27 protein-coding genes, 1 tRNA gene and 1 rRNA gene are annotated in these 24,005 nt (G+C 58.7%); 5 read left to right on the top strand and 24 right to left on the bottom strand.

Features of this window, described 5'->3' with window-relative positions:
* Nucleotides 1–3: 3 nt before the first annotated feature.
* The 4 genes from MK_RS02945 to MK_RS02930 all read right to left on the bottom strand — a co-directional run bounded on the left by MK_RS02945 (nt 4) and on the right by MK_RS02930 (nt 3,683).
* Complete coding sequence (locus MK_RS02945; RefSeq protein WP_011018923.1) at nt 4–525, bottom strand: MogA/MoaB family molybdenum cofactor biosynthesis protein; 522 nt, start codon at nt 523–525, stop codon at nt 4–6.
* A gap of 65 nt (nt 526–590) precedes the next feature.
* On the bottom strand, nt 591–1,877 hold the full coding sequence (locus MK_RS02940; protein ID WP_148679536.1) for a cation:proton antiporter: 1,287 nt from the start codon (nt 1,875–1,877) through the stop codon (nt 591–593).
* A 2-nt stretch (nt 1,878–1,879) separates the two neighbouring features.
* The gene (locus tag MK_RS02935; RefSeq protein WP_011018921.1) at nt 1,880–2,443 is read right to left on the bottom strand and encodes a GMP synthase subunit A; all 564 of its coding nucleotides are present in this window, start codon (nt 2,441–2,443) and stop codon (nt 1,880–1,882) included.
* Between the two features lie 13 nt (nt 2,444–2,456).
* Nucleotides 2,457–3,683: an FMN-binding glutamate synthase family protein gene (locus tag MK_RS02930; protein WP_226988665.1), complete on the bottom strand. Its 1,227-nt coding sequence runs from the start codon at nt 3,681–3,683 to the stop codon at nt 2,457–2,459.
* A gap of 126 nt (nt 3,684–3,809) precedes the next feature.
* Here MK_RS02930 and MK_RS02925 point away from each other — a divergent pair.
* Nucleotides 3,810–3,883: transfer RNA gene (locus MK_RS02925), tRNA-Arg, on the top strand.
* 78 nt (nt 3,884–3,961) lie between these two features.
* Here the strand turns inward: MK_RS02925 and rimI are convergent.
* The 5 genes from rimI to MK_RS02900 form a co-directional block, all read right to left on the bottom strand.
* On the bottom strand, nt 3,962–4,480 hold the full coding sequence (rimI, locus tag MK_RS02920) for a ribosomal protein S18-alanine N-acetyltransferase (protein ID WP_226988664.1): 519 nt from the start codon (nt 4,478–4,480) through the stop codon (nt 3,962–3,964).
* A complete protein-coding gene (gene amzA / locus MK_RS02915; protein WP_011018918.1) occupies nt 4,477–5,004 on the bottom strand; it encodes an archaemetzincin AmzA in 528 nt (175 codons plus the stop codon). The genes rimI and amzA overlap by 4 nt, the downstream gene beginning before the upstream one ends.
* 1 nt (nt 5,005) lies before the next feature.
* Nucleotides 5,006–5,233, bottom strand: coding sequence for a hypothetical protein (locus MK_RS02910; RefSeq protein WP_011018917.1), 228 nt, complete (start codon nt 5,231–5,233; stop codon nt 5,006–5,008).
* A gap of 44 nt (nt 5,234–5,277) precedes the next feature.
* A 5S ribosomal RNA gene (gene rrf, locus MK_RS02905) occupies nt 5,278–5,401 on the bottom strand.
* A gap of 40 nt (nt 5,402–5,441) precedes the next feature.
* Entirely contained in the window at nt 5,442–6,215 is a 774-nt protein-coding gene (locus tag MK_RS02900) for a TatD family hydrolase (protein WP_011018916.1), read from the bottom strand.
* Between the two features lie 165 nt (nt 6,216–6,380).
* On the opposite strand from MK_RS02900, the gene ilvN reads away from it, so the two are divergent.
* Entirely contained in the window at nt 6,381–6,860 is a 480-nt protein-coding gene (ilvN, locus tag MK_RS02895; RefSeq protein ID WP_226988663.1) for an acetolactate synthase small subunit, read from the top strand.
* A 1-nt stretch (nt 6,861) separates the two neighbouring features.
* On the opposite strand, the gene MK_RS02890 is transcribed toward ilvN, so the two are convergent.
* Nucleotides 6,862–8,736 (bottom strand): threonine--tRNA ligase, encoded by a 1,875-nt coding sequence (locus tag MK_RS02890; protein ID WP_011018914.1) that lies wholly within the window; start codon nt 8,734–8,736, stop codon nt 6,862–6,864.
* A gap of 247 nt (nt 8,737–8,983) precedes the next feature.
* Here MK_RS02890 and MK_RS02885 point away from each other — a divergent pair, with 247 nt between their 5' ends.
* Nucleotides 8,984–9,325 carry a carboxymuconolactone decarboxylase family protein gene (locus MK_RS02885; protein WP_011018913.1) on the top strand — a complete coding sequence of 114 codons (342 nt, stop codon included), beginning with the start codon at nt 8,984–8,986 and terminating at the stop codon, nt 9,323–9,325.
* Here MK_RS02885 and MK_RS02880 read toward each other — a convergent pair.
* The 7 genes from MK_RS02880 to cooS form a co-directional block, all read right to left on the bottom strand.
* On the bottom strand, nt 9,297–10,034 hold the full coding sequence (locus MK_RS02880; RefSeq protein ID WP_011018912.1) for a V4R domain-containing protein: 738 nt from the start codon (nt 10,032–10,034) through the stop codon (nt 9,297–9,299). The two genes, MK_RS02885 and MK_RS02880, sit on opposite strands and share 29 nt — an antisense overlap.
* A 225-nt stretch (nt 10,035–10,259) precedes the next feature.
* Nucleotides 10,260–10,988, bottom strand: coding sequence for an N-glycosylase/DNA lyase (locus MK_RS02875; RefSeq protein WP_011018911.1), 729 nt, complete (start codon nt 10,986–10,988; stop codon nt 10,260–10,262).
* Nucleotides 10,989–11,002: 14 nt separating this feature from the next.
* Nucleotides 11,003–11,467 (bottom strand): hypothetical protein, encoded by a 465-nt coding sequence (locus MK_RS02870; RefSeq protein WP_011018910.1) that lies wholly within the window; start codon nt 11,465–11,467, stop codon nt 11,003–11,005.
* A gap of 41 nt (nt 11,468–11,508) precedes the next feature.
* On the bottom strand, nt 11,509–12,429 hold the full coding sequence (locus MK_RS02865) for a Coenzyme F420 hydrogenase/dehydrogenase, beta subunit C-terminal domain (protein ID WP_158295904.1): 921 nt from the start codon (nt 12,427–12,429) through the stop codon (nt 11,509–11,511).
* Nucleotides 12,430–12,451: 22 nt separating this feature from the next.
* Complete coding sequence (locus MK_RS02860; protein ID WP_011018908.1) at nt 12,452–13,168, bottom strand: 4Fe-4S dicluster domain-containing protein; 717 nt, start codon at nt 13,166–13,168, stop codon at nt 12,452–12,454.
* 13 nt (nt 13,169–13,181) lie between these two features.
* The gene (locus MK_RS02855; RefSeq protein WP_226988712.1) at nt 13,182–14,282 is read right to left on the bottom strand and encodes a Ni/Fe hydrogenase subunit alpha; all 1,101 of its coding nucleotides are present in this window, start codon (nt 14,280–14,282) and stop codon (nt 13,182–13,184) included.
* A gap of 32 nt (nt 14,283–14,314) precedes the next feature.
* Nucleotides 14,315–16,231, bottom strand: coding sequence for an anaerobic carbon-monoxide dehydrogenase catalytic subunit (gene cooS / locus MK_RS02850; RefSeq protein WP_011018906.1), 1,917 nt, complete (start codon nt 16,229–16,231; stop codon nt 14,315–14,317).
* A 136-nt stretch (nt 16,232–16,367) separates the two neighbouring features.
* Between cooS and MK_RS02845 the strand changes: the two genes are divergently transcribed.
* Entirely contained in the window at nt 16,368–16,796 is a 429-nt protein-coding gene (locus tag MK_RS02845) for a hypothetical protein (protein ID WP_011018905.1), read from the top strand.
* A gap of 8 nt (nt 16,797–16,804) precedes the next feature.
* Here MK_RS02845 and MK_RS02840 read toward each other — a convergent pair whose 3' ends face one another.
* The 3 genes from MK_RS02840 to MK_RS02830 form a co-directional block, all read right to left on the bottom strand.
* The gene (locus MK_RS02840; RefSeq protein WP_148679533.1) at nt 16,805–17,560 is read right to left on the bottom strand and encodes a DUF166 domain-containing protein; all 756 of its coding nucleotides are present in this window, start codon (nt 17,558–17,560) and stop codon (nt 16,805–16,807) included.
* 229 nt (nt 17,561–17,789) lie between these two features.
* Nucleotides 17,790–18,560: a TatD family hydrolase gene (locus tag MK_RS02835; protein WP_011018903.1), complete on the bottom strand. Its 771-nt coding sequence runs from the start codon at nt 18,558–18,560 to the stop codon at nt 17,790–17,792.
* Between the two features lie 66 nt (nt 18,561–18,626).
* Nucleotides 18,627–19,013 carry a ferritin-like domain-containing protein gene (locus tag MK_RS02830; protein WP_011018902.1) on the bottom strand — a complete coding sequence of 129 codons (387 nt, stop codon included), beginning with the start codon at nt 19,011–19,013 and terminating at the stop codon, nt 18,627–18,629.
* Between the two features lie 183 nt (nt 19,014–19,196).
* On the opposite strand from MK_RS02830, the gene MK_RS09055 reads away from it, so the two are divergent.
* Complete coding sequence (locus tag MK_RS09055; RefSeq protein WP_158295902.1) at nt 19,197–19,346, top strand: hypothetical protein; 150 nt, start codon at nt 19,197–19,199, stop codon at nt 19,344–19,346.
* A 29-nt stretch (nt 19,347–19,375) separates the two neighbouring features.
* Here MK_RS09055 and MK_RS02825 read toward each other — a convergent pair whose 3' ends face one another.
* The 4 genes from MK_RS02825 to MK_RS02810 are packed head-to-tail and all read right to left on the bottom strand — an operon-like array spanning nt 19,376 to nt 23,981.
* On the bottom strand, nt 19,376–21,073 hold the full coding sequence (locus tag MK_RS02825; RefSeq protein WP_011018901.1) for an acetolactate synthase large subunit: 1,698 nt from the start codon (nt 21,071–21,073) through the stop codon (nt 19,376–19,378).
* Nucleotides 21,066–22,331: an amidohydrolase family protein gene (locus MK_RS02820; protein ID WP_226988711.1), complete on the bottom strand. Its 1,266-nt coding sequence runs from the start codon at nt 22,329–22,331 to the stop codon at nt 21,066–21,068. Before MK_RS02820 ends, MK_RS02825 begins: the two co-directional genes overlap by 8 nt.
* An 8-nt stretch (nt 22,332–22,339) precedes the next feature.
* Nucleotides 22,340–22,816: an HAD family hydrolase gene (locus MK_RS02815; RefSeq protein WP_011018899.1), complete on the bottom strand. Its 477-nt coding sequence runs from the start codon at nt 22,814–22,816 to the stop codon at nt 22,340–22,342.
* A 4-nt stretch (nt 22,817–22,820) separates the two neighbouring features.
* Entirely contained in the window at nt 22,821–23,981 is a 1,161-nt protein-coding gene (locus MK_RS02810; RefSeq protein WP_011018898.1) for an RNA ligase, read from the bottom strand.
* Between the last annotated feature and the right edge of the window lie 24 nt (nt 23,982–24,005).

Below are 24,005 nucleotides of genomic sequence, written 5' to 3'. Positions count from 1 at the left end.
CCCCTAAACGTCGCCGCGGCTATGAACGACAACATGCGGTAACACCTCGATGAGGAGTTCCGCTCCTAACTTCACCGCGTTCGGCGACCCCGGTAGACACGCCACCGGTGTGCCGTCGACGACGAACATCTCGGCCCGACTCAAGATCGAGTGAGCGCCGACGTCTTCTTCGGATTTCCTCCGGAACAGTTCTCCGAAGCCAGGCACCTGCTTTTCCGCGATCTCACCTACGGCTTCGATCGTCACGTCTGTCGGAGTGAGTCCGGTACCTCCCGTCGTCACGACAGCGTCCACGCGATTGGCGGTCCACTTGACAGCTCCGGCCACCATTTCCCTCTGGTCGGGTATCAGCACTCGGTAGCGCGTCTCATGGCCCGCCTGCTCGAACCGTGATTCAAGGATATCTCCGGAAGTGTCCTCGGGTTCTTCGCCGCGCGCCGCTTCCTCGAATTTGGACGTACTGACGGTGATTACGGCGATGGCTAGTCGCTTCGGGGCTCGTTCGACGTGCTTCTCGACGGGCAAAGTTTTTCCCCCGATGAAGAGTCACTCCCCTGCCGAGCGATGACGAGTTTTCCTCAGACGGAGGGTTACTCCTCCTTCAGAAGACGCTTCGCCAGCGGTTGAGCCCATGTAGCTTCGAGAACCACGCTGATGAATATCGTGAGGAACGTGGTCACTAGAATGGCGCTGGCTAAGGTCTTAGGTGGCATCTCGCTGGCGATCGCTACCGGTACCGCGTGCGGGTTAGATACTATCTTGGAGTAAATCGTGCCTACCAGAGCCGCCGGTACTACCCCTCGCGGTCCTTCGAGCGCCAGGTAAATCCGCTCTTTCAGGTTCAAGTCCTCCTTCGGTGGTATGTATGTTCCGATGATGACTCCTGCAGGCCGCGCGATGAAGACGTTGCTCAGTGCGCATACTAGTCCCTTGAGCCAGAACGTCTTCAGCAGCGAAATGCTGACGCAGGCTCCGAGGAGGGTGAACACCATGATACGGACTACTGTGGAAAGTTCTTCGAAGAAGTCCTTGAGGAACGTCCGATCGTCCTTCAGATAGTCGTGCTTGATCAAGTTGTTGCCCAGGTACATCCCAAGTACTGCCACCGCCATGAATCCGCTCAGCTCGTATCCAAGCAACCCAGGGAGTAGCTCCTCGCATATGTACCAGAGCGCTAGGGCTGCTCCTAAGGTTATGGGTACCACATACTCTCCGAACGGCTCTCTGGCGAGCAATCGCTCGAGGACCACGCCGGTGGCTAAGCCTAGGGCGGCTCCTCCTGCGGCTAACGAGATGAACAACAGGATCGGATTCTGGTGGCTGCTTAATCCCATCACTGACAGTGACATCTTGGTCAGCACGACTCCTAGCGGATCGTTGAACACGCTTTCGGCTATTAAAGCTGTCGAAATGTTGATAGGCAACTCCACCTTCGAGAATACGGGGATCAACGTCGCCGGATCGGTAGCACACGTTATCGAGCCGTACAGGAACCCTATCGGGCTGAAGGGTTTCAGCCCGAACACGAGGTTGAATATCAGAGAGGATATCCCGGCCGTTATCAGTAGGGTTATCGAGTCTAACTTCGCCACGAGAGAGGCTACGCGACGCAGGACGTCGATACCGATCTCGAATCCACCGTCGAGCAGTATGATGATGAGTCCTAGCGTACCCACGAACGGAAACGCCTTCTGGGCGTACTCGGGACGTACGATCCCGGCGATGGGGCCCAGCAAGAATCCGAGGAGGAGCAAGAACGGTATGTCCGGGAGGCCCCTGTCTTCGGACAGTCTCGCGACGATCGCTCCTAAGGACAGGAGTAACGCCGTGTAACCTACGAGGGTGAAGAACCCGAACTTCGTCGTGCTACCCCCCATCTTTACAGTTCGCCACATAGTTTCGCGAAGTTCTTCAGTATATCCGGCCCGTACTCGGTGAACTTCAGCTCGGGGTGGAACTGGACCCCGTATAATGGTAACTCCTCGTGACGCATCGCCTCTACCTCGCATCTGTCGGAGCGGGCCGTGACGACGAACTCATCTGGGACTTCCTTCACCTCGTCCCGGTGCGAGGCCCAAGCCACGATCTTATCCGGTAAGCCTTCGAAGATGCCTTCATGGTCCAGTATCTCCACCTCGGTCCTGGCGTATTCTTCACGGCCCGCGGCCCAGTCCACCTTTCCTCCGAAAACCTCCGCCATGAGCTGGTGACCCAAGCAGATTCCCAGTATAGGTACCTCTCCCGTCAGTTCCTCGATGATCTCTCGGGAGTTACCCGCCCGCTCACGGGATGGTCCTCCGCTGATCACCACACCGCTCGCACGCTCGCGGACGTCTTCGGGGTCGGTGGTGTTGGGGATGATCTCGGCGGGGACACCCATGTAGTCGAAGTTCTTGCGGATCAGGTGCACGTATTGGCCGTGGTTGTCGATTATGAGGATCAACGGGGAGAGGCCCCTAGGCCAGCTCGACGTCGGACCCGGCCATCTTCACGCCGGTAATACGGGCGACGTCCTCCGAGAGCGCTCTAAGGTCCTCTTTTTCGAGGTTGTGTACGTCCGTCTTACCGGCTAACTGGGCCAACATCTTGCACTCTTCGGTTACCACCTTCAGGTAGTTAGCCACACGTTCCGCCGCCTCGTCCACATCCAGTTTCTTACGGAGCTCTGGATCCTGCGTGCAGATACCCACCGGGCACCTTCCAGAGTGGCACTGAGCGCATGCCGTACATCCCATGGCGATCAGGACCGAGGTGCACACATAGACAGCGTCGGCGCCCAAAGCTAACGCCTTGGCGACGTCCGCACCGTCGCGGATGCCACCCGAGATGATTATGTCGACTTCGTCCCGCATCCCGATCTCGTTCAGGGCCTCCACAGCCTGAACTAGCGCGGCGATGGTGGGTATTCCGGCGTTCTCGGTCGCGATCTCCGGTGACGCGCCGGTACCGCCTTGCATTCCATCGATTGCTATAATATCGGCCCCGGCCTTGGCTGCGATCTTCACATCCTCTTTGACTCGACCCGGGCTGTACTTCACGATGATCGGGATCTTCCAGTCCGTGATCTCCCGAAGCTGCTCGATTTTCATCTTCAGGTCTTCGGGTCCGACTATGTCCATATGACGGGCCGGTGACAGCGCGTCCGAACCCTTTGGGATACCTCTTATCTCCGCGATCTCCTTCGTCACCTTCTCTCCCATGAGGTGGCCTCCCATACCGGGCTTGGCGCCCTGTCCGATCTTGATCTCGATAGCGTCGGCCGCGTTCAAGTACTCCGCTGAGACTCCGAATCGCCCCGAAGCGTACTGGGCGATGAGCCACTTCGCTTCTTCCCGTTCCTCCGGTAACATGCCCCCCTCACCGGTGTTCGTGGCGGTTCCTACCATAGCCGTTCCACGGGCGATCGCGACCTTTGCCTCCTTGCTGAGCGCCCCGAAAGACATGGCACCAACCAGCACCGGGGTATCCAACTTCAGTGGTTTCTCCGCGAACCGGTCGCCGAGGACTGTCTTGGTATTGCACGGCTCCCGATACTTGTCGATCGGAGGTCGCGAAACTTGGGCTGGGAGGATGACCAAATCGTCGAAGTGCGGCACTTTACGGCTCGTCCCGAACCCACGGACCGCGTACTCGCCCGTTTCAGCTTTTCGCTGTATCTCTTTCACGTATTCGCGCCACCACAACCGAGAGGTTCCCCCACAAACCGGTGAGGGTGTCGACCGTGTGAGGGGACCTTTAGCGTTCACCGGTCGGGATCGCGCCGCCCCATAAGGTTTTTTAAACTGGGCGGGGTTCCTCGCTAGGGAGCAGGCCCCGCAGTCTAGCCTGGATAGGACGCGGGCCTGCGGAGCCCGTAGCCCGGGTTCAAATCCCGGCGGGGCCACATGACCTATCGTTATAATGTTTAAAACGTTTTGGTCCACCGAACTCCGCACTCCCGCTCCCAAGAGCCTTGACGACGTCATTGTCGATACTGGATGGGAGATTTCAGCTTCTTTACCATGATTATGGCAGTCTCTCCGTCGGAGTAGTAACCGTGTTCTCTACGTTCCTCCCTGTAACCCAGTCGTTCGTAGAAACGTCTGGCCGGAAAGTTTGACTCCCTAACTTCCAGTCTGACGGTTTCGTATCCGGCTTCCGCTATCTTGCGCTCGGCCTCTCCCATGAGGATCGTGCCGATTCCGGTACGCCGGTAGTTGGGATGTACGGCGATCGAGACTATATGGCCCTCACCGAGCCACGGTCGGAGCTCGAAGATGACGTATCCTACCACCTTACCCCCAACTTCAGCCACCAGGAACCCCTCCGGATTGTTACTCAGGTTATAGAGGAAGACGTACGTAGGATACGGTGATTTCGGGAACGCACGCTCTTCTATCTCCACAACTTCCGGGATGTCGGACCTTTTAGCCCTCCGAACGACCACTCTGCGCCCCACTTTGTCTACGTACTCGATGGTCACGACTACGGCCCCGTTCAACCTCCGCGTTTCAAGTTTCTTTGAAGTAATTCGGTACATCTTCGACAGAAGTTCGGTGATTTGCGGTCTACTTCGAGAAGTGAACTCGAGAAGCTCATCACGCAGTTACGGTCCGGGCAGTGGCCCAACCCGAAGGTGTGTCCGAGCTCGTGCGTGAGCTCCTTCACGACACGCTCCAGGTACAACTCCGGATCCGGATCCAGCAGTCGGGCCACCGAGACTACGGCCTCTCTACCCGGACATCGAGCTTGACCGAAGACGAAGTTGAGTCCCGGAGCGTAGAGGTCCTCCGAGGTCAACCCTAAAACGCGGTCGTACTCCCCTTTCATGCCACGTAGGGTATCGAGGAGGGCCCTCGCTAGGTATTGGCCTCTCACCTTGGAGTACGCATGCTCGGGTAGTTTCGCGCGTTTCTTTTTCACCTTAACCTCGCCTAGGTACTCCGACACGTGTTCCTCGAACCTATCGACGATACTGCTGAGCATGGGGATCCTTCCGTCAAACGCCACCAGGCACAACTTCAAACTATCTCACCCTGCCCGTTAGCACGGCTATACCTACCATCAACAGTAGAAATCCCATCAGGCCGAGGACCCTGTCCCCGCCGCGCCGGAACGAGATCATAACGTCTAACCCACCTACTATTAGGGCTAACACCCCGACGGGCCACCTAGGACCGCCGGCGAAGGCCAACACCAACGCGCCAAGGAGCGCTACGGCGGAGACCAGCGCGGCCAGGTTCGTTTTCCTCAACGGCTCGCCCCCCATCGTTTTAAGATTCATAACAATTTGGGGGACGGCGGCGGCATCCCGGGCTTCCCGCGCCCTCTCGGAGCGCAGTACCACCCGGGACGCGGCCGGGCTTAACTTCCGGGTTCGAGATGTGGCCCGGGTGTGGCCCCGGCCGCTGTGGCCGCCGCCACAACCGCACGCTAGGTGGGTTATATTTAAAATTTTCTCCTCATAGATCGTAGAACTCCAGCGCGTTACGCGCCGTGGTCTCAACTACCTCGCCGACGGGGACTCCCTTCACCCGCGCGAGCAACTCTATTACCCTCCACACGTTCCGAGGCTCGTTGCGTTCTCCCCGCACCGGTGACAGGTATGGGCTGTCCGTCTCCGTAAGTGCCGCTTCCAACGGTACAGTCTCCAGCAGTTCCCGCGTTCTCTCATCCTTCGGTCCACGAATGACGTGAATCGTCGACAGTGAAACGTAGTGGCCGGCGTCCGCGATACGCCGGGCGAGCTCGGCCGGTCCGTCGTAGCAGTGGAACATGGCGACTACGTCGTAGTCCTCTAGGACCTCGAGGGCGTGCTCTTCCGCATCCCTGGCGTGAATCACTACCGGCTTGTCGAGCTCTTCCGCGAGCTTCAGGAACCTCTCGAAGACCTCTCGCATCCTCCTGCGCTCTCCGGGTTCCTTCACGTAGTGGTAGTCAAGACCTATCTCTCCAATTGCCGCGATCCTGTCGGCGTGCTCACGGATAATTCGGACCACGTCATCGATGACGCTCTGCTGCATCCTCGGCGCTCGTGGGGGATGGAGCCCGATCGTGGAGAACACGAACCCCTCGAATCTCTCCGCTAACTCCAGGGTTCGCCGTGCGGTTCCAGGGGTAGCCCCGCAGTCGTACACGCGTAACACCTTCTTCCGTGACCGTTCTACCACTTCGTCTTCCTCGCCTTTGAAGTATTTGAAGCAAAGATGACAGTGAGCGTCGACGGGTTTCTTCAAGCGGGTCCCCCCGTTCTCCTCCGGACAGCATTTCACTGGGGGGTCGGCGAAAGGGCTGGATCCTCATCGGTTCCCTCGGCTAGGGAGGGCCTCCATCATCCCCATCCTTAGGTGGGGGCTGTCCGTGAAATAAGCACGCGCCTGCTAGTTAAGGGGGGATGTGAGTTGTCCAAGCGTCGCGTACTCTCGGTGCTCGTAAAGGATCGGCCCGGTGTCATGCAACGTGTGTCGGGACTTTTCAGGAGACGTGGGTTCAATATCGACTCTATCGCCGAAGGACCCTCAGAGCGGGAAGGGTTGGCCAGGATGACGCTTACAGTAAAAGGAAACGAGCAAACGATCGAGCAAGTAGTCAAGCAGCTCAACAAGCTCGTCGACGTTATCAAGGTCTCGGAGCTGGACCCAGAACGCACTGTGGAGCGGCAGTTAGCGCTGGTCAAGATCAGGACGAAGGACCGTGCGAGGGCGGCCGAGTTGGCTCGGGCCGCGGGCGCCGAGGTGGTCGATGTGGGCCGGGAGACTATCACCGTAGAGATCGTGGGAGAGCCGCAGGATGTCGAATCCCTCCTTGAGTTGATGAAGGATATCGGTAACATCGTCGAAATCGCTAGGACGGGTATTGTGGCGATGGAGAGGGAGACGTGAGTTACCTGCCGAACCGCGGACGCCGACTGAGGCGATCCGGTATCGTTAGTGGGACCCTCGGTTTGCCCTCCGTTTCGCGCTCCAACCGCTCTACGAGCTCCTCTAACGTCATCTCTTCACGCCGCTGTTCTTTCAACGTGGATTCCTCCCGTATCGTTACCGAGAGCGTGCCTTTCTTCACTTCCTCCTCACCAATCACGATGACGTACGGTACCCACTCCTCACCCGCATCTCGGATCTTACGTCCCACCGGCTCATCGCGGTCGTCCAGGTCGACTCGGAACCCCTCACTTTTCAGCTCTTCGAAGACTTTCTCAGCTTCTTCCAGCACTTTCTCTGAAACCGGAATCACACGCGCCTGTACCGGCGACAGCCACGTCGGTAGAGTTGGCAGCTTACCCTCCTGCTCGAACCGCTTGTACTGGCCCTCGAGGATCGCGCATATTACACGTTCAAGGCTCCCTGTCGGTGAGCAGTGTAATATCACTGGATGACGTTCATCGCCCGACTCGTCCGCGTACGTGATTCCGAAGCGCCTCCCACTCTCGACGTCGATCTGTACCGTCGGGTTCTCGATGGGTCTTCCGAGGCTATCAATGAACGCGAAGTCCACCTTACATTCCCAGTAGTGTTTACGTTCCGGCAGTACCTCCACCAGTACGGGCTTCGCGTCACCGTACGCTTTTTCCATGGCCTCGGCCAGTTCCTCTAGGACTTCTTTCCTCTCCTTCAGGAACTTCTCCGTGGTCCTGAACACTACCTCATATTCCAACCCGAGGTCCAGCCCTACCTCCAAGCATAGTTTCGCTTGCTCGAGGAACTCTTCCACGGCCTCGTCCATGTCGGCGCAAACGGTGTGGAGATCGGGCATAGTGAACGCCCGTAACCGCTTCAGTCCGACCACCTCACCACTCTGCTCTAACCTGAAGCTTTGTGATAGTTCGTAGATCTTCAAGGGTAGGTGACGCCGGCTGAGCGTGGTGTCCGCTAGTAGCCTGAAGGCTCCGAAGCAGGCCGCGTACCTCAGCATCAGTGCCCGGTTTCCAGCCCTTATCCGATACTGTCGCTCCCCGAACTTGTCGGCGTGCTCCCGGATAGCGTCCTCACTCAGATCGTACATCACGGGTGTCTCGACGACCGCCGCTCCTAGATCGGCCATGAGGTTCTCCACGTACTCCGCCAGGCATCTCCTGACCACGTGACCCTTCGGGTACCACCGTACGTGTCCAACGTCCGCTGCCGGCTCGTGGTCGCAGATTTCCTTCTCCCGCATCAGCTTCACGTGTGCGGGCTCTTCGTCGCCCGTTTCACGCTCTTCACCCAACTCGTGCATCACTAGGTGCCTGAAGTCCTCGGGAAGTTCCGAGAGATCCACTTCTTCTACCGGTATCAATTCCCCGTCCATGTACACCAAGAACTCGGACTCGATCTTCTCCTCCTCAGCTTCCTCGGCGGCCTCGGGGGTTACCGTCCTGGAGAGCTCCGAGAGTGGATGCCCCTTGCACGCCAATCGGAATGCCTTGTACCACCCGAAGGGGGCTCTCACGACCTCGTACCCGCGCTCCTTCAGGAGCCCTTCCATTCTCTTCAGAACCTCGACGGCCACGTCCGGGGAAGCGAGATCGTCGGCTAGATGAGCGTACGGGTACAAGACTATCCTGTCGGCCTTCAATTCACCCGCAACGTCTTCGATCTCCTCTACGGCCGCCTCGGCGATGGCCTTTGGATTCTCTTCATCAGCTTCTTGGACCGCCGCGAAGACTACCAGACAGTCCTCAACTTCCGCTTCCTTAATAGGCGGCTCTTCCTCGGCGATCTTGGTCTTCTGCCTCGCCTCGAACGACATCTCGTCCGCGTGAATGAACAGTAACCTCACTTAGCCGGCCCCGGTCGGACCTCGGGAACAATCTGATAGCATCATCGGACCCACGTGGGGGAAGAAGTGTTCACTCACTGCCGGAAGTGCCCAACACCTCACCTCGAGTTGTCCTGGCGTCCAGATCCGAGGGCATTACAGGATTCGAATGCGCGGGTCCTAGACATCTGAAGGAATTAAAGATTTCCGACTCTGATCGAATACGCTCCTCGTTTAAGCCCTGTCCAACTAGTATGAAGGGCTGCCGTTGTCCCGGAAGCCCGGTGAACCGGCCAAGGAGGAGGACGAAAAAGGTCTGATAGCTGTGAAGTATGCCGAAGAGATGTTGGGAGATGAGTACGCGGAGGTCGTTGAGGAGCTGCATAGAATAATATGGAAGGAGTCTCCGTTGGACGACAAGACGAAGCATCTCATCGCCCTCGCTTTGGCGGCGGCTGCCGGAGACGAGCGTAGAGTAGGCCTCATAGCCGAGACGGCGAAGAACGTCGCCGAAGTGACCGACGAAGAGATAGCCGCCACGTTAGCCTTGGTCGCCTGGGTAGAAGGAGTGTCTAAAGTCACTAGGACTTGGGGCGTTCTTCGTCAGTAGCTGGTTCCGCCACGAACACGCATCTATCAGCGCCTTCCCCGCAGCACTCCACCTCCCGGACTTCGTAAGGTCGTTCCCTCAGGTTCGACAGAACACCGGCTATGATTCCCGCCTCCAAATGACATGCGGGACCGTAGGGTAGGTCGGAACACTCGTGGCATCCTTCAATCTCGACCACCACACGGTCGTTCTCCTGACGGAATTCTACTGACTCGGCTATGATCTCCAAGCCCTTCCGCAGCACGGTCTCTTCGGATCCTAGTTCCGCGAGTCGCTTACCGATCTCCTTTCCGAGCTCGTACAGGACCTCCGAGGCGTCGATACCCAGGGACTCCAACACCGCGCGATACGCTGCCGCGATCGCTAGGAACATCGATGTTCTCAGGTCCTCCCCACGTTCTAGGGCTTTTATGACATACTCGGAGGCATCTTCAAGCTTCGGCTTCGATACTCGGACGAGTCTTCTCACGAGCCCGTAGTAGCGCTTCGGGAGGGGAGTTTCGCGATCCTCTTTGATGACGTCCACGAGACCGGCCTTTCGGAGTTCCTGTAAATGGTGATGGACAGTTGATTTGGACAGGTTCAGCTCCCTGGCGATGTCCGATATCGTCATCGAGCCGCGTTCTTCCAGCAGTTTCAGGATTTCACGTCGTGTTTTGCTGTCCAAGGCCTTAGCGATCTCCTTCGGTACGTCGATCACCAGTTTCATAGCTCGGGTCCCCTCGAAGGTTCTGACTGCCGGGCCGTACCAGCTCGGACCCCCCACCGACCGTACTTTGTCTGCCCGAACCGAACCCCGAGCTCGTCATCGTTAGGTTAACAAAAAATCGCCTCCAATACGTCGCGAGTCGTTCCGTCCTCTCGGATCACTTATGGTTAAATGTTAAATCCTGCACAACCGTCCGCCGATCGATACCGCGCACAGGATCCAGGTTCAATTGCCCAACATCTCCAGTTCCCCTATAAGCTTCGGTAAGACTTTTGCCAGCAGTCTCTTTACCTCTGGATCCCGACTCGTCCCGACCCATAGGATCGAGTCAAGGTGTAGTGGTGGGATGCCTGTCCGCCGTGCGATCGAGTCCCAGTACAGTTGTGGATCATCGTTCGTGATCCTTCGGGTGATTCGTTCGATCCTCGCGTCCACAGGAATCGGAATCTCGAACGGATAAGGACGAAACCTACCCGTTATCGCCCTTAGTGCGTACCCGAACATCTTGACCGTGAACACGATCGTCTTAGACTCGGGATCGGCGTTGAGGACCCGAGCAAGGTCAAGGCGTAACCGGTTCATGTCACGGTAGTACGATTTCGCGTCCTGCCAGGATAACTCCTCTAGAAAGGCCTTAGCACGATGGAGGCGGCGGAGCTTCTGACGGATGAGCCTCCGATTGCCCCTAGAGCGGGGAAGGAACCGGGCGTACTCTCGAACGATGTCCCTCGGACGACGTTCACGGAAGTAGCTGGAGAACTCACGCCACCAATCCTCTCCAGAGCTCGAGAGCTGATAGCTGACGAGAGCATTGGCTACGGTCAGCCGGACGAGGTCGGTCGAAGGTAGTGTGTCCATCAACGCTTCGATAGCCCTGTATTGGACGTCCACGTACTCCTCAATGACACAGATCTCACGCAGGGTCACCTTGCGAAGGAACGTCGGGACGGTCAATTGAAGACCCCGTTTCAGTCCGTGCCCTTAGGCCTGACGATTACGCGGCAGCGCCCGCGTTTGATTGGGTCATGCTTGATGTCGGAATCTATGTGGCCCAGAGCGTGCAGAATCTCCTCAACCATGGTCACAAACGCGCACACGTTGTAGCTGAAGACGGGACCCTCCAGGTCGGGGTTCTCACCTGTAAACTCTTCGATCAGATCGCGTGGGCAGATCTTGCACCCTCTCACGTGTACGACGGTTTCCGTTGACTTCTCTTCTATCCTGACGTCGGCCCCTAGGAAGCTCTCCGCCACATCTTTGACAAGCTCCACCGGTTCGGCATCTTTCAGCTCCGGATGCTCGCGTAGCAACGCCTTTACCACGTTTTTGCATACCATCCGCCGTAGAGTAGGGGCCTTATCTCCCAGCAGCTGTGCGGAAGTTACGATGTAAGAGTAGAGGAAATACCTCAGGAAATCTCGTGGCTTGATCACAGCTCTGGGCCCCTTGAACTCGGAGAAATAGTGAAATGACGTTAGAGAGGAACGGTAGGGTGATAAGGTCTCCAAGTGGCACACATGGAGGTGTGAATGCGTTCCTTCTTGTCCCTGGCCAGGCGCTCGAGCAGGTTCGGGTCCCCTTCCCCGATATCTTTGACTTCCAGGACGTCAGCGTCTACGGCGGACCGGAACACCTTCTCGCCTTCTTTCGTCCGGACCAGAACCACGTTCCAGCCATCCGGCGCGCCGACGGATCCCACGCTGATGTCGGCGTCCTCGGCCGTGAAGTCCGTGCAGTAGTTACACGCCTCGTTGGCGTAATCGCCTAGCTTGGAAACCGATACCGAGTGCACATCACCGTTCTTAGTGCGTACGATGAATTCACCGTGGCTGATGTCCATACGCTCGACGTTCTCGACGTCGACACCCATGTCTTCGAGCAGCTTCAGTAGGCTCTCGTACTGGAAGTTCTCGGTGCAGAAGATGCCGACGGTTAGCTTCACACGCTCCGTCACGTTAGCCAGGCCGTAAGGGTACATTTTAGACTTCTTTACGGCGGTGATCTGACACGGCGTGCCCACGAGGGCGACTGAGTCGTAGGAGGCTATGGCCTCGTTGAGGGCACTCACGTTCGGAGAAATCGCGTACTTCGATCCCGCGGTCTCGATCAGTTCGTCGGGATCGGTGACTATTACGGGTTCGGGCTTCCATGTCTCGACTGTCGACGAGGCAATCACGGCTTCCACCGTGTCCTCCTCCAGTGCGTGGGCGAGTAGCGCCGTAGTAGTACCTCCGTCCTGTCCGTGCTCGCGGATACGTTCGTCGGTTGCGCGGGTCAGGTAAACCTCGCGGTACTCACCCACGACCTCGGGGTCCGGGAGATCGTTCTCGGGAGATCCCTCACGGGTATTCTCTTCCTCTTTGCCCCCTGCTATTCTTCGGATCAGCTTGCGCAACACGGATCACCTCCCGTTGGGTTCATATCCTGAACGATCTCGGGCAGCTTACGAAGCAAGTTCCGCATCGAACGCACCTCTCTTGCCGGATTACGGGCTTCTCGTCCATCTCGATAGCCCACGCCGGGCAGGAGGCGGCACACGTTCCGCAGCCGACGCAGAAGAGGTCCTTCTCAATCACGTCCAGGTCGCAGCCCAGGCACAGGTCCTTGTTCGACGTCAGGAGTACGTCCTCGACCGGTACCGTCGGACCGGTCACCGGAGCGGACAGTTCCGGCGTGAGCCCGTGGAAATCCCCGGACAAGACTTCGTACGGTCGGAGTTCGTCCTCGTTCTCCTCCTCTAGAGCTCTGAGGAAGGACGCGATCACGTCCGTAGTAGGTGGACAGCCGTTGATCGCATAGTCCGTTTCGACGAACTTGGCAGCTGGGAAGACCGTGAAGTGGTACCGGTCGGGGTCGCGCATGCCTATGACGTGTCGCTCGAAACCCCCGGTAGCGGCACAGGAACCCAGTGATACCACGGTACTGACGGCCGAAGCGGCCTCCTCTAACTTTTCCAGGGTCTCGGCGTCGGCGAAGTCCACCGCGCCTTCTACGAACAGAATGTCGGCGTCCGGTTCTCCCTCGTCGCCTTCTAGGTTCGACCAGACCACCTCATGACCCTCTTCGTGGCAAACCTCCTCCAGGTTCCTGGCGCATGTACCACAAGCCATAAGGGACAGCACAGCCACCTTCATCTTGGGCTTCCCCCTAGTGGGTAAGACATCTACCGGAGAGGCCGATCGCGCGTAGAACTGTCTCAGCCCTGTCAACCGTCAGGTCGCGCACCATCTCCCCGATCGCCGCAACCTTGAAGTTGCATGGAGTTAACATCAGGGCCTTGTCCACGCGCCCGGCCCGTAGTCTCAGCGAGACGATCAGGGTACCCTCCGGTGCCTCCACAGCCGCCGTACCCTCGCCCGAGCCGAGCTCGACGTCCGTTCGGAAGTTCCCGGTCGGATCTAGCCTGGATACGGCGTTTGCGATACCGTCGAGCATCCTCGCTACTTCCTCGGCCCTGGCGGTGTAGAGGTCCAGCGGGTTTTCCGCGCTCCTTACTCGGGCGTAAGGACCGACGAGGACGGGCTCCCCGTCATACCTGGCGACGACGTTGTTCGCTATCTCCAGGGTGGTCTTCATACGGTAGAATTCATCCGGCATTAGCGTCTCGACCTTGTCTGGGTCTATGTCGCCCTTGTACGTGTCCGAAACCTTCAGTCCCGCCGGCATCTCCTCCGGTTCCACGTCGATATCTTCCTTCATCCGATCTACCGCGGATCCGACCTCGTCCTCAAGCCTGTCTGCCACCTCGGCGGCGTCCTTAGCTACGGATTCAACCCTGTCTACGGGCAGCTTTTCGAGGTCCAAACCGCCTACGGTCACGGCCGGTGGGTGGTCGGGCTTCCCTCCGACGGCGTGCATGATGTCCTTCGCAGCTCTCACTAGGTCGTACGCGGGCTTCTTCACGTCGAGGAAGTCAGTCCTCGCCAGCACGGTGGCGTGCGCCCTGACGACGTTAGCCATGTTCAGGATCTCGCGCGCTCGCTCCGCCTCGTCCGGGATCTCGACGTTGAGAGCTGCCTCGGCCGCCTCGACCACGGCGAGCCCTAGGCTCGCGTCACAGCTGGCGCATACTCGTTCGGCGGCCACTACGGCGAACTCCACGGGCTTCTCGAGGACGAGCGTCTCCCAGGAGATCGGTGTCGTGCCCGAGCACACTTCGGCGTTCACGACCTTGTCCTCCGCGATCTCGGCTACCATATACAGTTCGCCAGGAGCTCCCGTTGCTACACGGATCGCCTCGATCTCCATGGTCACCACCATCCCGGAAGTGGGGGTGAGAATTAGATACCAAGCCGTTTCCGCTTCTCCTCGATCTTCTCGGCGAGAATCTCTCCGGCACGCTTCATGTCCGTCTCCACGATCAGCTCGCCGCCGGTGAGATCCGGTAGGTCCTCCAGCAGCGTCTTCGTAACCAGCTCGCTACCGGTCACCGGCGGTACGGGACTCACGTGCAGCGTGATACCTAGAGCTAAGGCCGAGGACGCGTCCGCTAGGGCTTGCTCCTCGAGCCACTGCGGCGCGCTCGCGACGGCGGGTACGTCCGGGATGTCGATTTCCTCGCCGGTTTTCTCTCGAAGTATCTCGGCGATCTCGAAGACGAGATGCTCGATCTTACCGATCGCCAGACATGGGCCGTAATGCAGCACCGGTGGAATACCTAACTCCTCGCACACCTGTCGGAGGTTGTCACCGGCCAGCTCGGCTGCTTCAGGGTTGAACAGTCCAGCGTTGGCGAACGCCCCGTTCACACAGCCGGCGCCGAGCACGAGCACGTCGCGCTTGATCATCTCCTTGGCGAGCTCGACCGCCGGCACGTTGTGGCCGCCGCTGGAGAGATTCGTGCAGCCCATGATGGCGCACACGCCGCGGATGGTGCCTTCTTCGATCAGCTTGAGCACGTTCTCCCAGCCGACGGCCTCCTCGATCGAGAAGTATCCGAACCCCACCACGTTCTCGTGCCTGTGCTTCGGCTCCATGATCTTGTCCTCGTGCTTCGACCGGCGCTCCTTGAACGCCTCAATGGCCCTCTGGACGGCCTCCTCCGCGACCTCCTCGGCACGCTCCGGGTCCCAGAGGATCAGCTCCGCGCCCCACACCTTGGCCACGTCGTCGACGGCGACCAGCTCGACGTCCAGCTTCTCCTTGTAGAACTTCAGACCCGGGAACGTGCAGTTGAACTCGCTCACGATCGCGTCCACGAGACCCGTTGCTGCGAGCGCCTCCGTCGCGAAATTGTTACCCGCGAAGCCCGCGTACGTGTCTGGTAGGTGCTCGGCGCGCGCCTCGAAATCGTCGCCGACGCACGTCGCACCGATGATCCGGATACCTTTAGCTCCCGCCGCCTTGGCCTCTTCTTCCAGCTTCTCGGCGGCGTCCGTCAGGTACTTCATGAGAGCCATCTGGTGGCCGGTCGTCATGATGTTGACGTAGTCCGGGTCCAGTATTCCGGGACCACCCTCCGTTTGCGTGATCTTCGGGCTGCCGAAGAGGATATCGTTGATCGTCTCCACACCGAAGAGCGCGACAGGGCCGGTGATCAGTCCCAGTCGCAGCACGTGGAGGAGCATGTCAACGGGGTCTGAGTTGAGGTTCGTACTCGTCTTGACAAGGGCGTCGTGTATCTCCGACTTAGCTCCGCCCGGAATTAGGCCCATTTCCTCGTACATCTCGATGCGCCAATCGGGTACAACAGCCTTGAACACCTCGGACTCCTCATATCTGGGCCTGTAGATATCCTCGAGAATGAACTCTGCGATCTCCTCGGCCACATCTTCCGGTTTACCGGAGGTATCTAGACCGTATACTTCGGCAGCGTGCCTCAGCGCCTTCTCGTCTGCGATCTCGTAAGGAGATTCCTCGTCCGCCACGGACTTGAGGGCCCGGGCGGCGTTCTCCAGGCAGTGCACGTAGCACGCGGCTCCGGCGGCGACGTGACGCAAGAAGTTGCGTGCCACGATCACGTCCGCCGTCGCTCCGCAGACACCGCGTGGTGTCTTCTCCGTAATTCGGCACGGGCCGTTCGAGCAGATGTTACACCAGACGCCTTGCTTGCCGTACGGGCACTTCGGGAACTGAACGGGCCATCGGATGTGCGGGGTCTCTATCTCCGGAATCTCCTCATTCAGCTCCTTCGCGTGCTCGACTAGCTCACACACGGCTTCATCGGCGTACGGGCACGAGGATCTCTTTTCCTCCACGGGGATCCCCTTGTTCGGTACTATGGGAACGTTCGATACTATCCGACCATTGGAGGGGTGACTTGACTTATATTAGTTTCGATTTTCATCAAACGTTTGGACACTTTCGAACATACTGATACAAGGGGGACCCAGGTTGCACGCCCGGTGCAGGTGTCACACGGTCAAACCGACGGGCGCTAACTTGCGGCCGCTGATGAAGTACATCGTCGCGTTCCGACCGGGCGTAGATAAGCGCTCCTTGTTCCGTGCGGTGTATTTGCTCGACAAAGCTTTCGAACGTGAGACCGGAAGACCATTGACGGGAACGGAATACGGTCACTGCATGTTGCTCAAGGCACCCTACTTCTCCGTCGACGTGAAGGAAGCGATCTTCGACCTGCTCCGTCGGGGTGAAATCGAGCTGAGACCGGAGCGCCGAAACGGGGAGCTCGTCTCGACGTACTATCCCGTCGGTTACAGGGCTGAGGACATCGAGGACGACGTGCGCAGGGAGTACAGTCTGCACGGGGATAAGTGGAGACTGTTCCGGGAAGTTTTGGAGCGAGTACTGGGCGGGGCGTGAGATACCCGTCAGGCGTCGGTATCCGTCGCTTCCTCGAGCGCTCGGAGGGCCGCCTCGATGTGCAACCGGCCCGCTACGTGGAGCAGGGTATCCCCCACGTGCTTGTCGACCTCCATCGAAGCCGTGCAGGGGTACGAGTGATGTGCCTCGGAAACTGTAGCCTTCACCTCTTCGGGATCAGCGTCCACACCGACCAGTCGTTTAGCCACGAACCACGTGCAACCGCACGGCGCCGATCGTACTACATGGACGTCGATCACGACGCCGTCCTCGACCTTCATGAACAGCTTAGGCCTCCCGATCATGCCCGCGTCGCAGAACGCTTCGGTTACGGGACCCGACGGTTCCAGGTCGCATCCTGGCCTCGCCACAGTGAGCTCTACGCTGTTCTCTTCGCATACCTCTCGTAGTTTCTCTTCGATCCACGGGTCGATCCAGTCGGGTTCCTCGACGGGCACTATCAGTGCCTTAATCTCGTATACTTCGGACAGCGCTACTAGGAGGTCGGGATGCAATCCGATCGCCACCAGCACATCGACGGGCGGTAGTTCGGGGAGGTGATCCTCGGGCTCGTCGACGAACGGAGGTAACTCTTCGGGTTTGGGTAGCTCCTCAACGGCGACGAGGGAGTCGACGAGCGAATACATGTCGTACTTGCACCCGTCGCATACAGGCCCGCAAGCCCTGCAGTGACCGGGTTCGTTCAGTAGGTTGGCTACCATCCTCTTACCGAACTGGTGGGAGTAGAGTGCGGCGAAGCGCAATCGATCCTCACAGCCCCTTGGGTAAACGTTGGTTCTCAAGGGCGGGGAGAATGAGGGTTTGTCCTCAGGTCTCGAGTGATCTCGCGATGAGGAAGCGATCCTTGGGAATCGCTGTAGGACTCGTCTTCAAGATGGGGTCGCTCTGACCGGCCTGATCACCCGCCTACATGATCCACGAATAGAGGACGGGGACCGAGGCTGCCTCGAACATCGTGCTTTAGGGCGGAAGTTAGAGCCCGTAAAACCTCTCAGCGTTCCGGGCTACGACGTCCCGGATGATGCTCTTCTCGACGTTCCGGCGTTCCAGTTCGAGGGCCAGCTTGGGGAGGGCGAGTGGATCGGCGGCTAGAGATCCCAGGTCGCTGCTCGCGATGAGCGTCATTTCGTCGGCGTACTCCTCCACGATATCACACGCTTCCCACACATCGAGCTCTCCCGGTCGGAGTGTCAGCCCGACCGCGTACCCTTCCTCACCGATGAGCGAGACGGTCTCCGCCGAGGCGTGGTCCACCAGCACCAGAGAGGGGTCTATACCCGAAGAGTTCAGGATCTCCAACACCTTCTCGGTGATCTCGACCTTGTTCCTGCTCGGCGTGTGGACAATGATGGGTACCTCGTGCTCTCGGGCTAACTTCAGCTGAGCCTCCAGGACTTGGATTTCTCTATCATCCGGATTTTCGTTGAGGCCGGTCTCTCCGATCGCGACGACGTCCTCATGACTCAGGAGTTCCTCGACTTCCCGTAGCACGTCGCTCATGTTATCCGGTACGCCTCCGGGATGTACTCCCACGGCCACCTTAACCGTGAGCCCGGCCTTTTCGCCCCTCCACGTTTCCACCCCGAGGAGCCTTCTGAAGAGGGCGGAGTACACCTCGGCCGTCATGTCGGGGTAAGGATCGTGAGCGCACGTGACGACGGTTCGGACTCCAGATAAGGCCATTCTCTCGAGGTCTTCGTAACTCCTAACGTCGAGGTGCACATGTGCGTCGACGTACCTCAAAGGCCCACCCCATCGTTTCGGATGTCATGACGATTGAGCGAGGGCGTCGAAGGGGGCGCTTGGAAGTTACTCCTTCAGCTTTTCGAGGGCCGCTTTGAGCATCTTCCTGTGGTGCTTTTCGTCGTATGCGGTAGCCTTCAGCAGGGTGATGATCTCGTCGTCCAGCTCGTCGGAGTGGTGGTCGGCTTCGTCCATCCTGGTTTCGTAGGCGTTTTTCTCACCTTCAATCATTTCTTCCATCTTCTCGATCAGGCCCTCCAGACTGTTCTCGACCTTCCCCGCGATCAGCGCCGCGGCGGCCGCGTGTCGGGCTTCGTCCATAGCGATTTGCTCCAGCAGGTCACATACTTCGGGGTAGCCCTGCTCTCTAGCGACGATGGCCATCGCCATGTAGATGCCTACCTCGGTGGTCTCGCCCTTGAACCACTTCTCGAGGTACTCCTCGAAGTCCATGTTCGAGCGCCCTTGATCACCGTTCGCTACGTACCTTTTAACTTTTTCGAAGTGGATCGAACAATGTTGTGCCCATTTCGTGAACACGGATCGCGCTTTAGGAACTCCATACCCTTGTCATGACACGCCTTCTATTTTAACGACCTCGTACATTTGGGGGTAAAACGAGTAGGGGAGGCCCCGATGAACTTCGGACGCGTCCTCCACGCTCTATCCGGAAGTGATCGAGTGGAGTTGGAACGCTGGGAGGACGACCAGGCCACTCTCGAAATGCCTGAAATGTGCACAGCGATGTTGGTGCCGCGTGTGGTAGAGGTCGGGGCCGAGGGGTAGGCCCCCTCCATCCTTTTTTCACTTCCGCCTCATTTTTCACCAAGGATGTCGCGCAACTCGCCTCCCGGCGGCACCATCGGGATGATTTCTTCCGGATCTACGAACACATCCACCACCACCGTACCCGGAGTCTCGAAGGCTTCCTCTACCGCGGACTCCAGCTCGCTCGGCTCCTCCACGGTAATTCCGGCTGCTCCGTACGACTCCGTCAGTTTCACTATGTCGGTTTTCTCATCGAGTTTCGATTCCGACAATCTTTCGTCGTAGAACAGCCTCTGCCACTGCGCTACCATCCCTAAGAGTCTATTATCCATGACGAAGACCTTCACCTCGATGTCGTTGTCCACGGCGGTGGCTAACTCTTGCGCGGTCATCAAGAACCCACCGTCTCCTACCACGGCGACCACGGTTTTCTCCGGTGCGGCTACCTTAGCGCCGAGCGCGGCCGGAAGACCGAATCCCATGGTTCCTAAACCACCGGAGGAGATGAACCTGCGCGGTTCTTCCACCGGGAAGTATCGGGCCATCCACATCTGGTTCTGACCTACGTCCGTAGTGAGAATGTAATCCCGATCTTTCAGGGCTTCGTGTAACACACGTACGAGCTCACGCGGGCTGATCCGTTGGTCGGACTCCGTGGATTCCGGAGGCATCTCTACTTCAGCCTTCAGTTCCTCGATCCTCTCTCCCCAGCGCTTACGTTCCCTCAGGTACTTACGCCGCTTCAACTCCTTAATCAGGTCCCTGAGGACGAGCTTCGCATCACCAACTATGGGCACGTCGACTGGGATGTTCTTGCCGATCTCGGCGGGGTCTATGTCAATATGGATGATCTTCGCTTCGGGAGCGAATCCGGAGGGATCCCCCGTAGTCCTGTCCGAGAACCTGCACCCTACAGCGAGTAGCACGTCGCACTCCGTCAGCGCGTAGTTCGCGGCCTTAGTGCCGTGCATACCGGCCATACCCAGTGCTAGTGGATGATCCTCGGGAAACGCTCCCTTCCCCATGAGGGTCGTAGCTACCGGAGCACCGAGCAGTTCCGCGAGCTCGATCAGCTCCCGAGTAGCGTTGGAGATTACACACCCACCGCCTGCTAAGATGACGGGTCGCTCCGCCTCGGCGAGTAACTCCGCGGCCCGTTTGATCTGTACCGGATGACCGCGCTTGACCACGTTCAAGCCCTCGACCTCGACGGTTTTGGGTATCTCGACATCCACTTCCGCTTCCTGCACGTCTTTGGGCACGTCGATGTGAACAGGCCCCGGCCGACCGGTGATAGCTATCTTGAACGCCTCCTTCACGACTTCCGGTATCTCCTCGGGTTTCCCTATCTGGTAGTTATGCTTAGTGATGGGCATGAACACGCCGACGGCGTCGACCTCCTGGAACGCGTCCTTCCCGATCATGGTGGTGGGGACCTGTCCGGTGATGGCTATTACCGGGGACGAGTCCATGTAAGCCGTGGCGATACCCGTGACTAGGTTCGTCGCTCCGGGTCCCGATGTCGCCATGCAGACTCCGGGTTTCCCTTTCACCCTCGCGTACCCGTCGGCGGCGTGGGCAGCTCCCTGCTCGTGTCGTACGAGGATGTGTTCGATCGAAACCTCGTCGTAGATCTCGTCATAAATCGGTAGGACGGCACCTCCCGGGTACCCGAAAATGTGCTCGACGCCCTCTTCTTTCAAGCACTCGACGAGTACCCTGGCACCCGTGGGCAACTCACTCACCCTCCAGTATGACCGGCTTCCCCTCCCGCCGAGATTCCTTGAGGTCGTACACCTTGGTCCCGTCGATCAACTTGACGGGCTCTCCGAACATCCGCATACCGTCGTAGGGGAATTTCCGATCTTCCTCTCCGAACTCCTCGGCCCGGACGACGAACTCCCGCATTCGAACGACCGTTATTCTGGCACGTTTCCCCACCGCTACCTCACCTAGATCGTCGCGGCCTAGGAGCTTCGCCGGTCGGCACGTGATCATGGCCACAGCGTCCCTCAGTGACAAACCGAATCGCCTGTGTAACGTGAGGGCCGCCGGTAGGATGATCTCCCCTCCAGTGACTCCTGATGGGACGTCCTCGAACTCGTCCTCGAGGATGTGCGGGGCATGATCGGAGGCGAGTACGTCCACGTCCCCTCTCCTCACAGCGCGCAGGAGTCCGAGTCTGTGATGACGACCTCGCAGTGGAGGGTTCACTTTAAACACAGGGTCCTCCGGGTCCACTCGCAGCACGTCGAAGAAGAGGTGGTGGGGAGTCACGTCCACGGTAATGTCCGCTCCTTTGGCGATCTTCACCGACTCGGGCAGCGTGACGTGAGACAAATGGATACGGCTTGGGTATCTTACCTTGAGCCCGGCCAGGAGCCCTACGGCGGTTGTTTCAGCCTCCGGCGGCCTATTTTTTAGGTGCTCGTAGAGGTTTCGGGCCGGCCTCTCGGCCACCAGTTCGTCGAGCTCGGGATGGAATATCGTTAGAGGACCATCAGGGGATAGTTCCCTGAAGATTTCCGGAAGCGTGCTCCACGGCACCGCGGGCGCGTCGGTGGACGTCGCTAGGAACACTTCCCCGAGCACGTACGCTCCGGCTTCGACGAGTTCCTTGGTGCACTGAGAATCCCTCACGCCTCCGGCCACGATGACCTCGATCTCGGCGTTCTCCCGCGCCAGTTCCTCCTTTTCGTAGTACGTTTCAGGTGTAGTGGGAGCCGGACGCGTGTTCGGCATGTCCACTACGGTAGCGACTCCTCCTAAAAGAAACCTTCTTGTTTCGGTTTTGAACCCAAACGGGTAATCCGGGTGCGGATCCCGGCAATGCACGTGCAGGTCGATCGGGGCCGGGACCGCTAGCTCCCTTTTTCCCAATTCCAGCGTGAGGTCGGCCTCTTCGTTCAGTCTCTTGCCGATCTTGACTATCCAACCGTCTTCGGCCAGCACCTCGCGCTCTCGTACCCGCCCTCCGATCAGGATCTTGCCCTTGAGCAGCACCCGCAACGCTAACACCTCATCGTCGCCCTGAGCGCTTTCGGATCGAGGAGTAGCTCCAAGGCTTCACGTGGCTCCCGCACGACCACGTGTGCATTCAGCAAGGTCCTCGAACACGCTCCCTCCGGGCCTATCACGCAGATGCCTAACGCAGCCCTTCTAAGCATCAACTCGTCGTTCGCGCCGTTCCCCACGGCGGCGCAGACTTCCGGCCCCAGTTCCTCGATCAGTTCAGCTTTATCCTCCCGCTCGTTCCCGGCGCTCACCCTGTAGACCTCGATGTCCAGCCCGGCATCGTTCAGCTCGTCTTCAACCGTACCGTAAGTATCCGCTGATGCGACGACAACGTGCACGATTTCGGTAAGCTCTTGCAGTGGTTCGACAACGCTTTCGAGCAACTTTCCTCCCGAGGCTATCGTGCCGTTGTAATCGAGAACTAGGTGCTCTAGCCGCAGTTCGCCTCGACCTGGAATCTCTACTTCTATCAAACCCCTACAGGACCCCCTCCTCGAGGATTCGTGACACCTTATCACCGGTCCCGAAGTAACGCTTCCGCAGCACCGCACGGACGGTTCCGTCCTCCTTCTCTTCGATGATCTTCAGCGAATGAGTGCCTCCGGTGACCCGTTTCACGAAGTCTTCGTACCGTTCGAACCACTCCCGTGATTCGAAGGTCAGTGGGATCTCTTCGTAGGCCTCGCCTTCTTCCACCACCTGCTCCACAGCCCTCCTCAATCCCTCTACTATCGCTCGCCCTATCTCCGCGCCCCGACGCTTCAGCTCTCTATCTTTTTCACACCATTCAAACGATTGGAATCCTTCGCGGATCGTGCGAGTCAGCACGAAGTCACGACCTAAGTCGAACGCGAACCTGAACGCCCACTCGATCTCCTCAACGTGCGCCGAGTGTGTCGTGTACTTCAATGGAGGCAGCTTTCGATCCGGATCCTTGATGACGATACCTTCCCGACCTTCACGATCGAGCTCGCGGACGATACGGTGGATCTCCTCGACTTCGCTCACCTCGAACTCACCGAAGCACCGAACGCGTTCGAGCCCGTACTCGTCCACCTTCAGTTTCTCCTCGTACGACCAGAACCGTCCGCTCGGGTCCCGGACGTCGAACACGAAGAACCCCACGTCACGGGCTTCCGGGTACTCGCGGGACACGTACGGATTCTCCTTCCCCACGAACTCACCACAGACTACCGTTCCGGGGTAGTCCTCGAAGAACTGCTTCAACTCATCCTCAAACATGTTCCGGAGCTTGTGAGTAGTGTACGGGCAGATCAAACCCCCGCGCGTGGCCGCGTACACCTCTCCGTCCAGCTCGAACACGCGTACGTTGTGACCGTTCATCTTCTCCTCTACGATCACTTTCCCCACCTCACCGAACCTCGACCTGAGAGCCGGCTCAAGCAACAACGCGCGCTCAATCTTGGGAAACCCGCGCAGCAACAACCCGTGGCTCGGGACGATCAAGGTTCCTCGCTCGAACCCGGCGAATTCCCGTACGGTTCTGTAGTAGACGAAGCCCGGGAAAGACGTCCTCACACGCCGGATCGTGCCACGCTCTATGGCTTTTTCTACGCGCCATTCCTCCGATTCGAGTATCATCGACAGCTTCTTAACGTCTTTAGAGGGATCAGCCACGCTCTCACCCCGCGGACGAGGGGG

The organism is Methanopyrus kandleri AV19 (genome assembly GCF_000007185.1).
GTDB classification, from domain to species: domain Archaea; phylum JAADCQ01; class Methanopyri; order Methanopyrales; family Methanopyraceae; genus Methanopyrus; species Methanopyrus kandleri.
The sequence above is the reverse complement of the archived record's forward strand: the minus strand, read 5'-3'. Positions and strand labels throughout refer to the sequence as shown.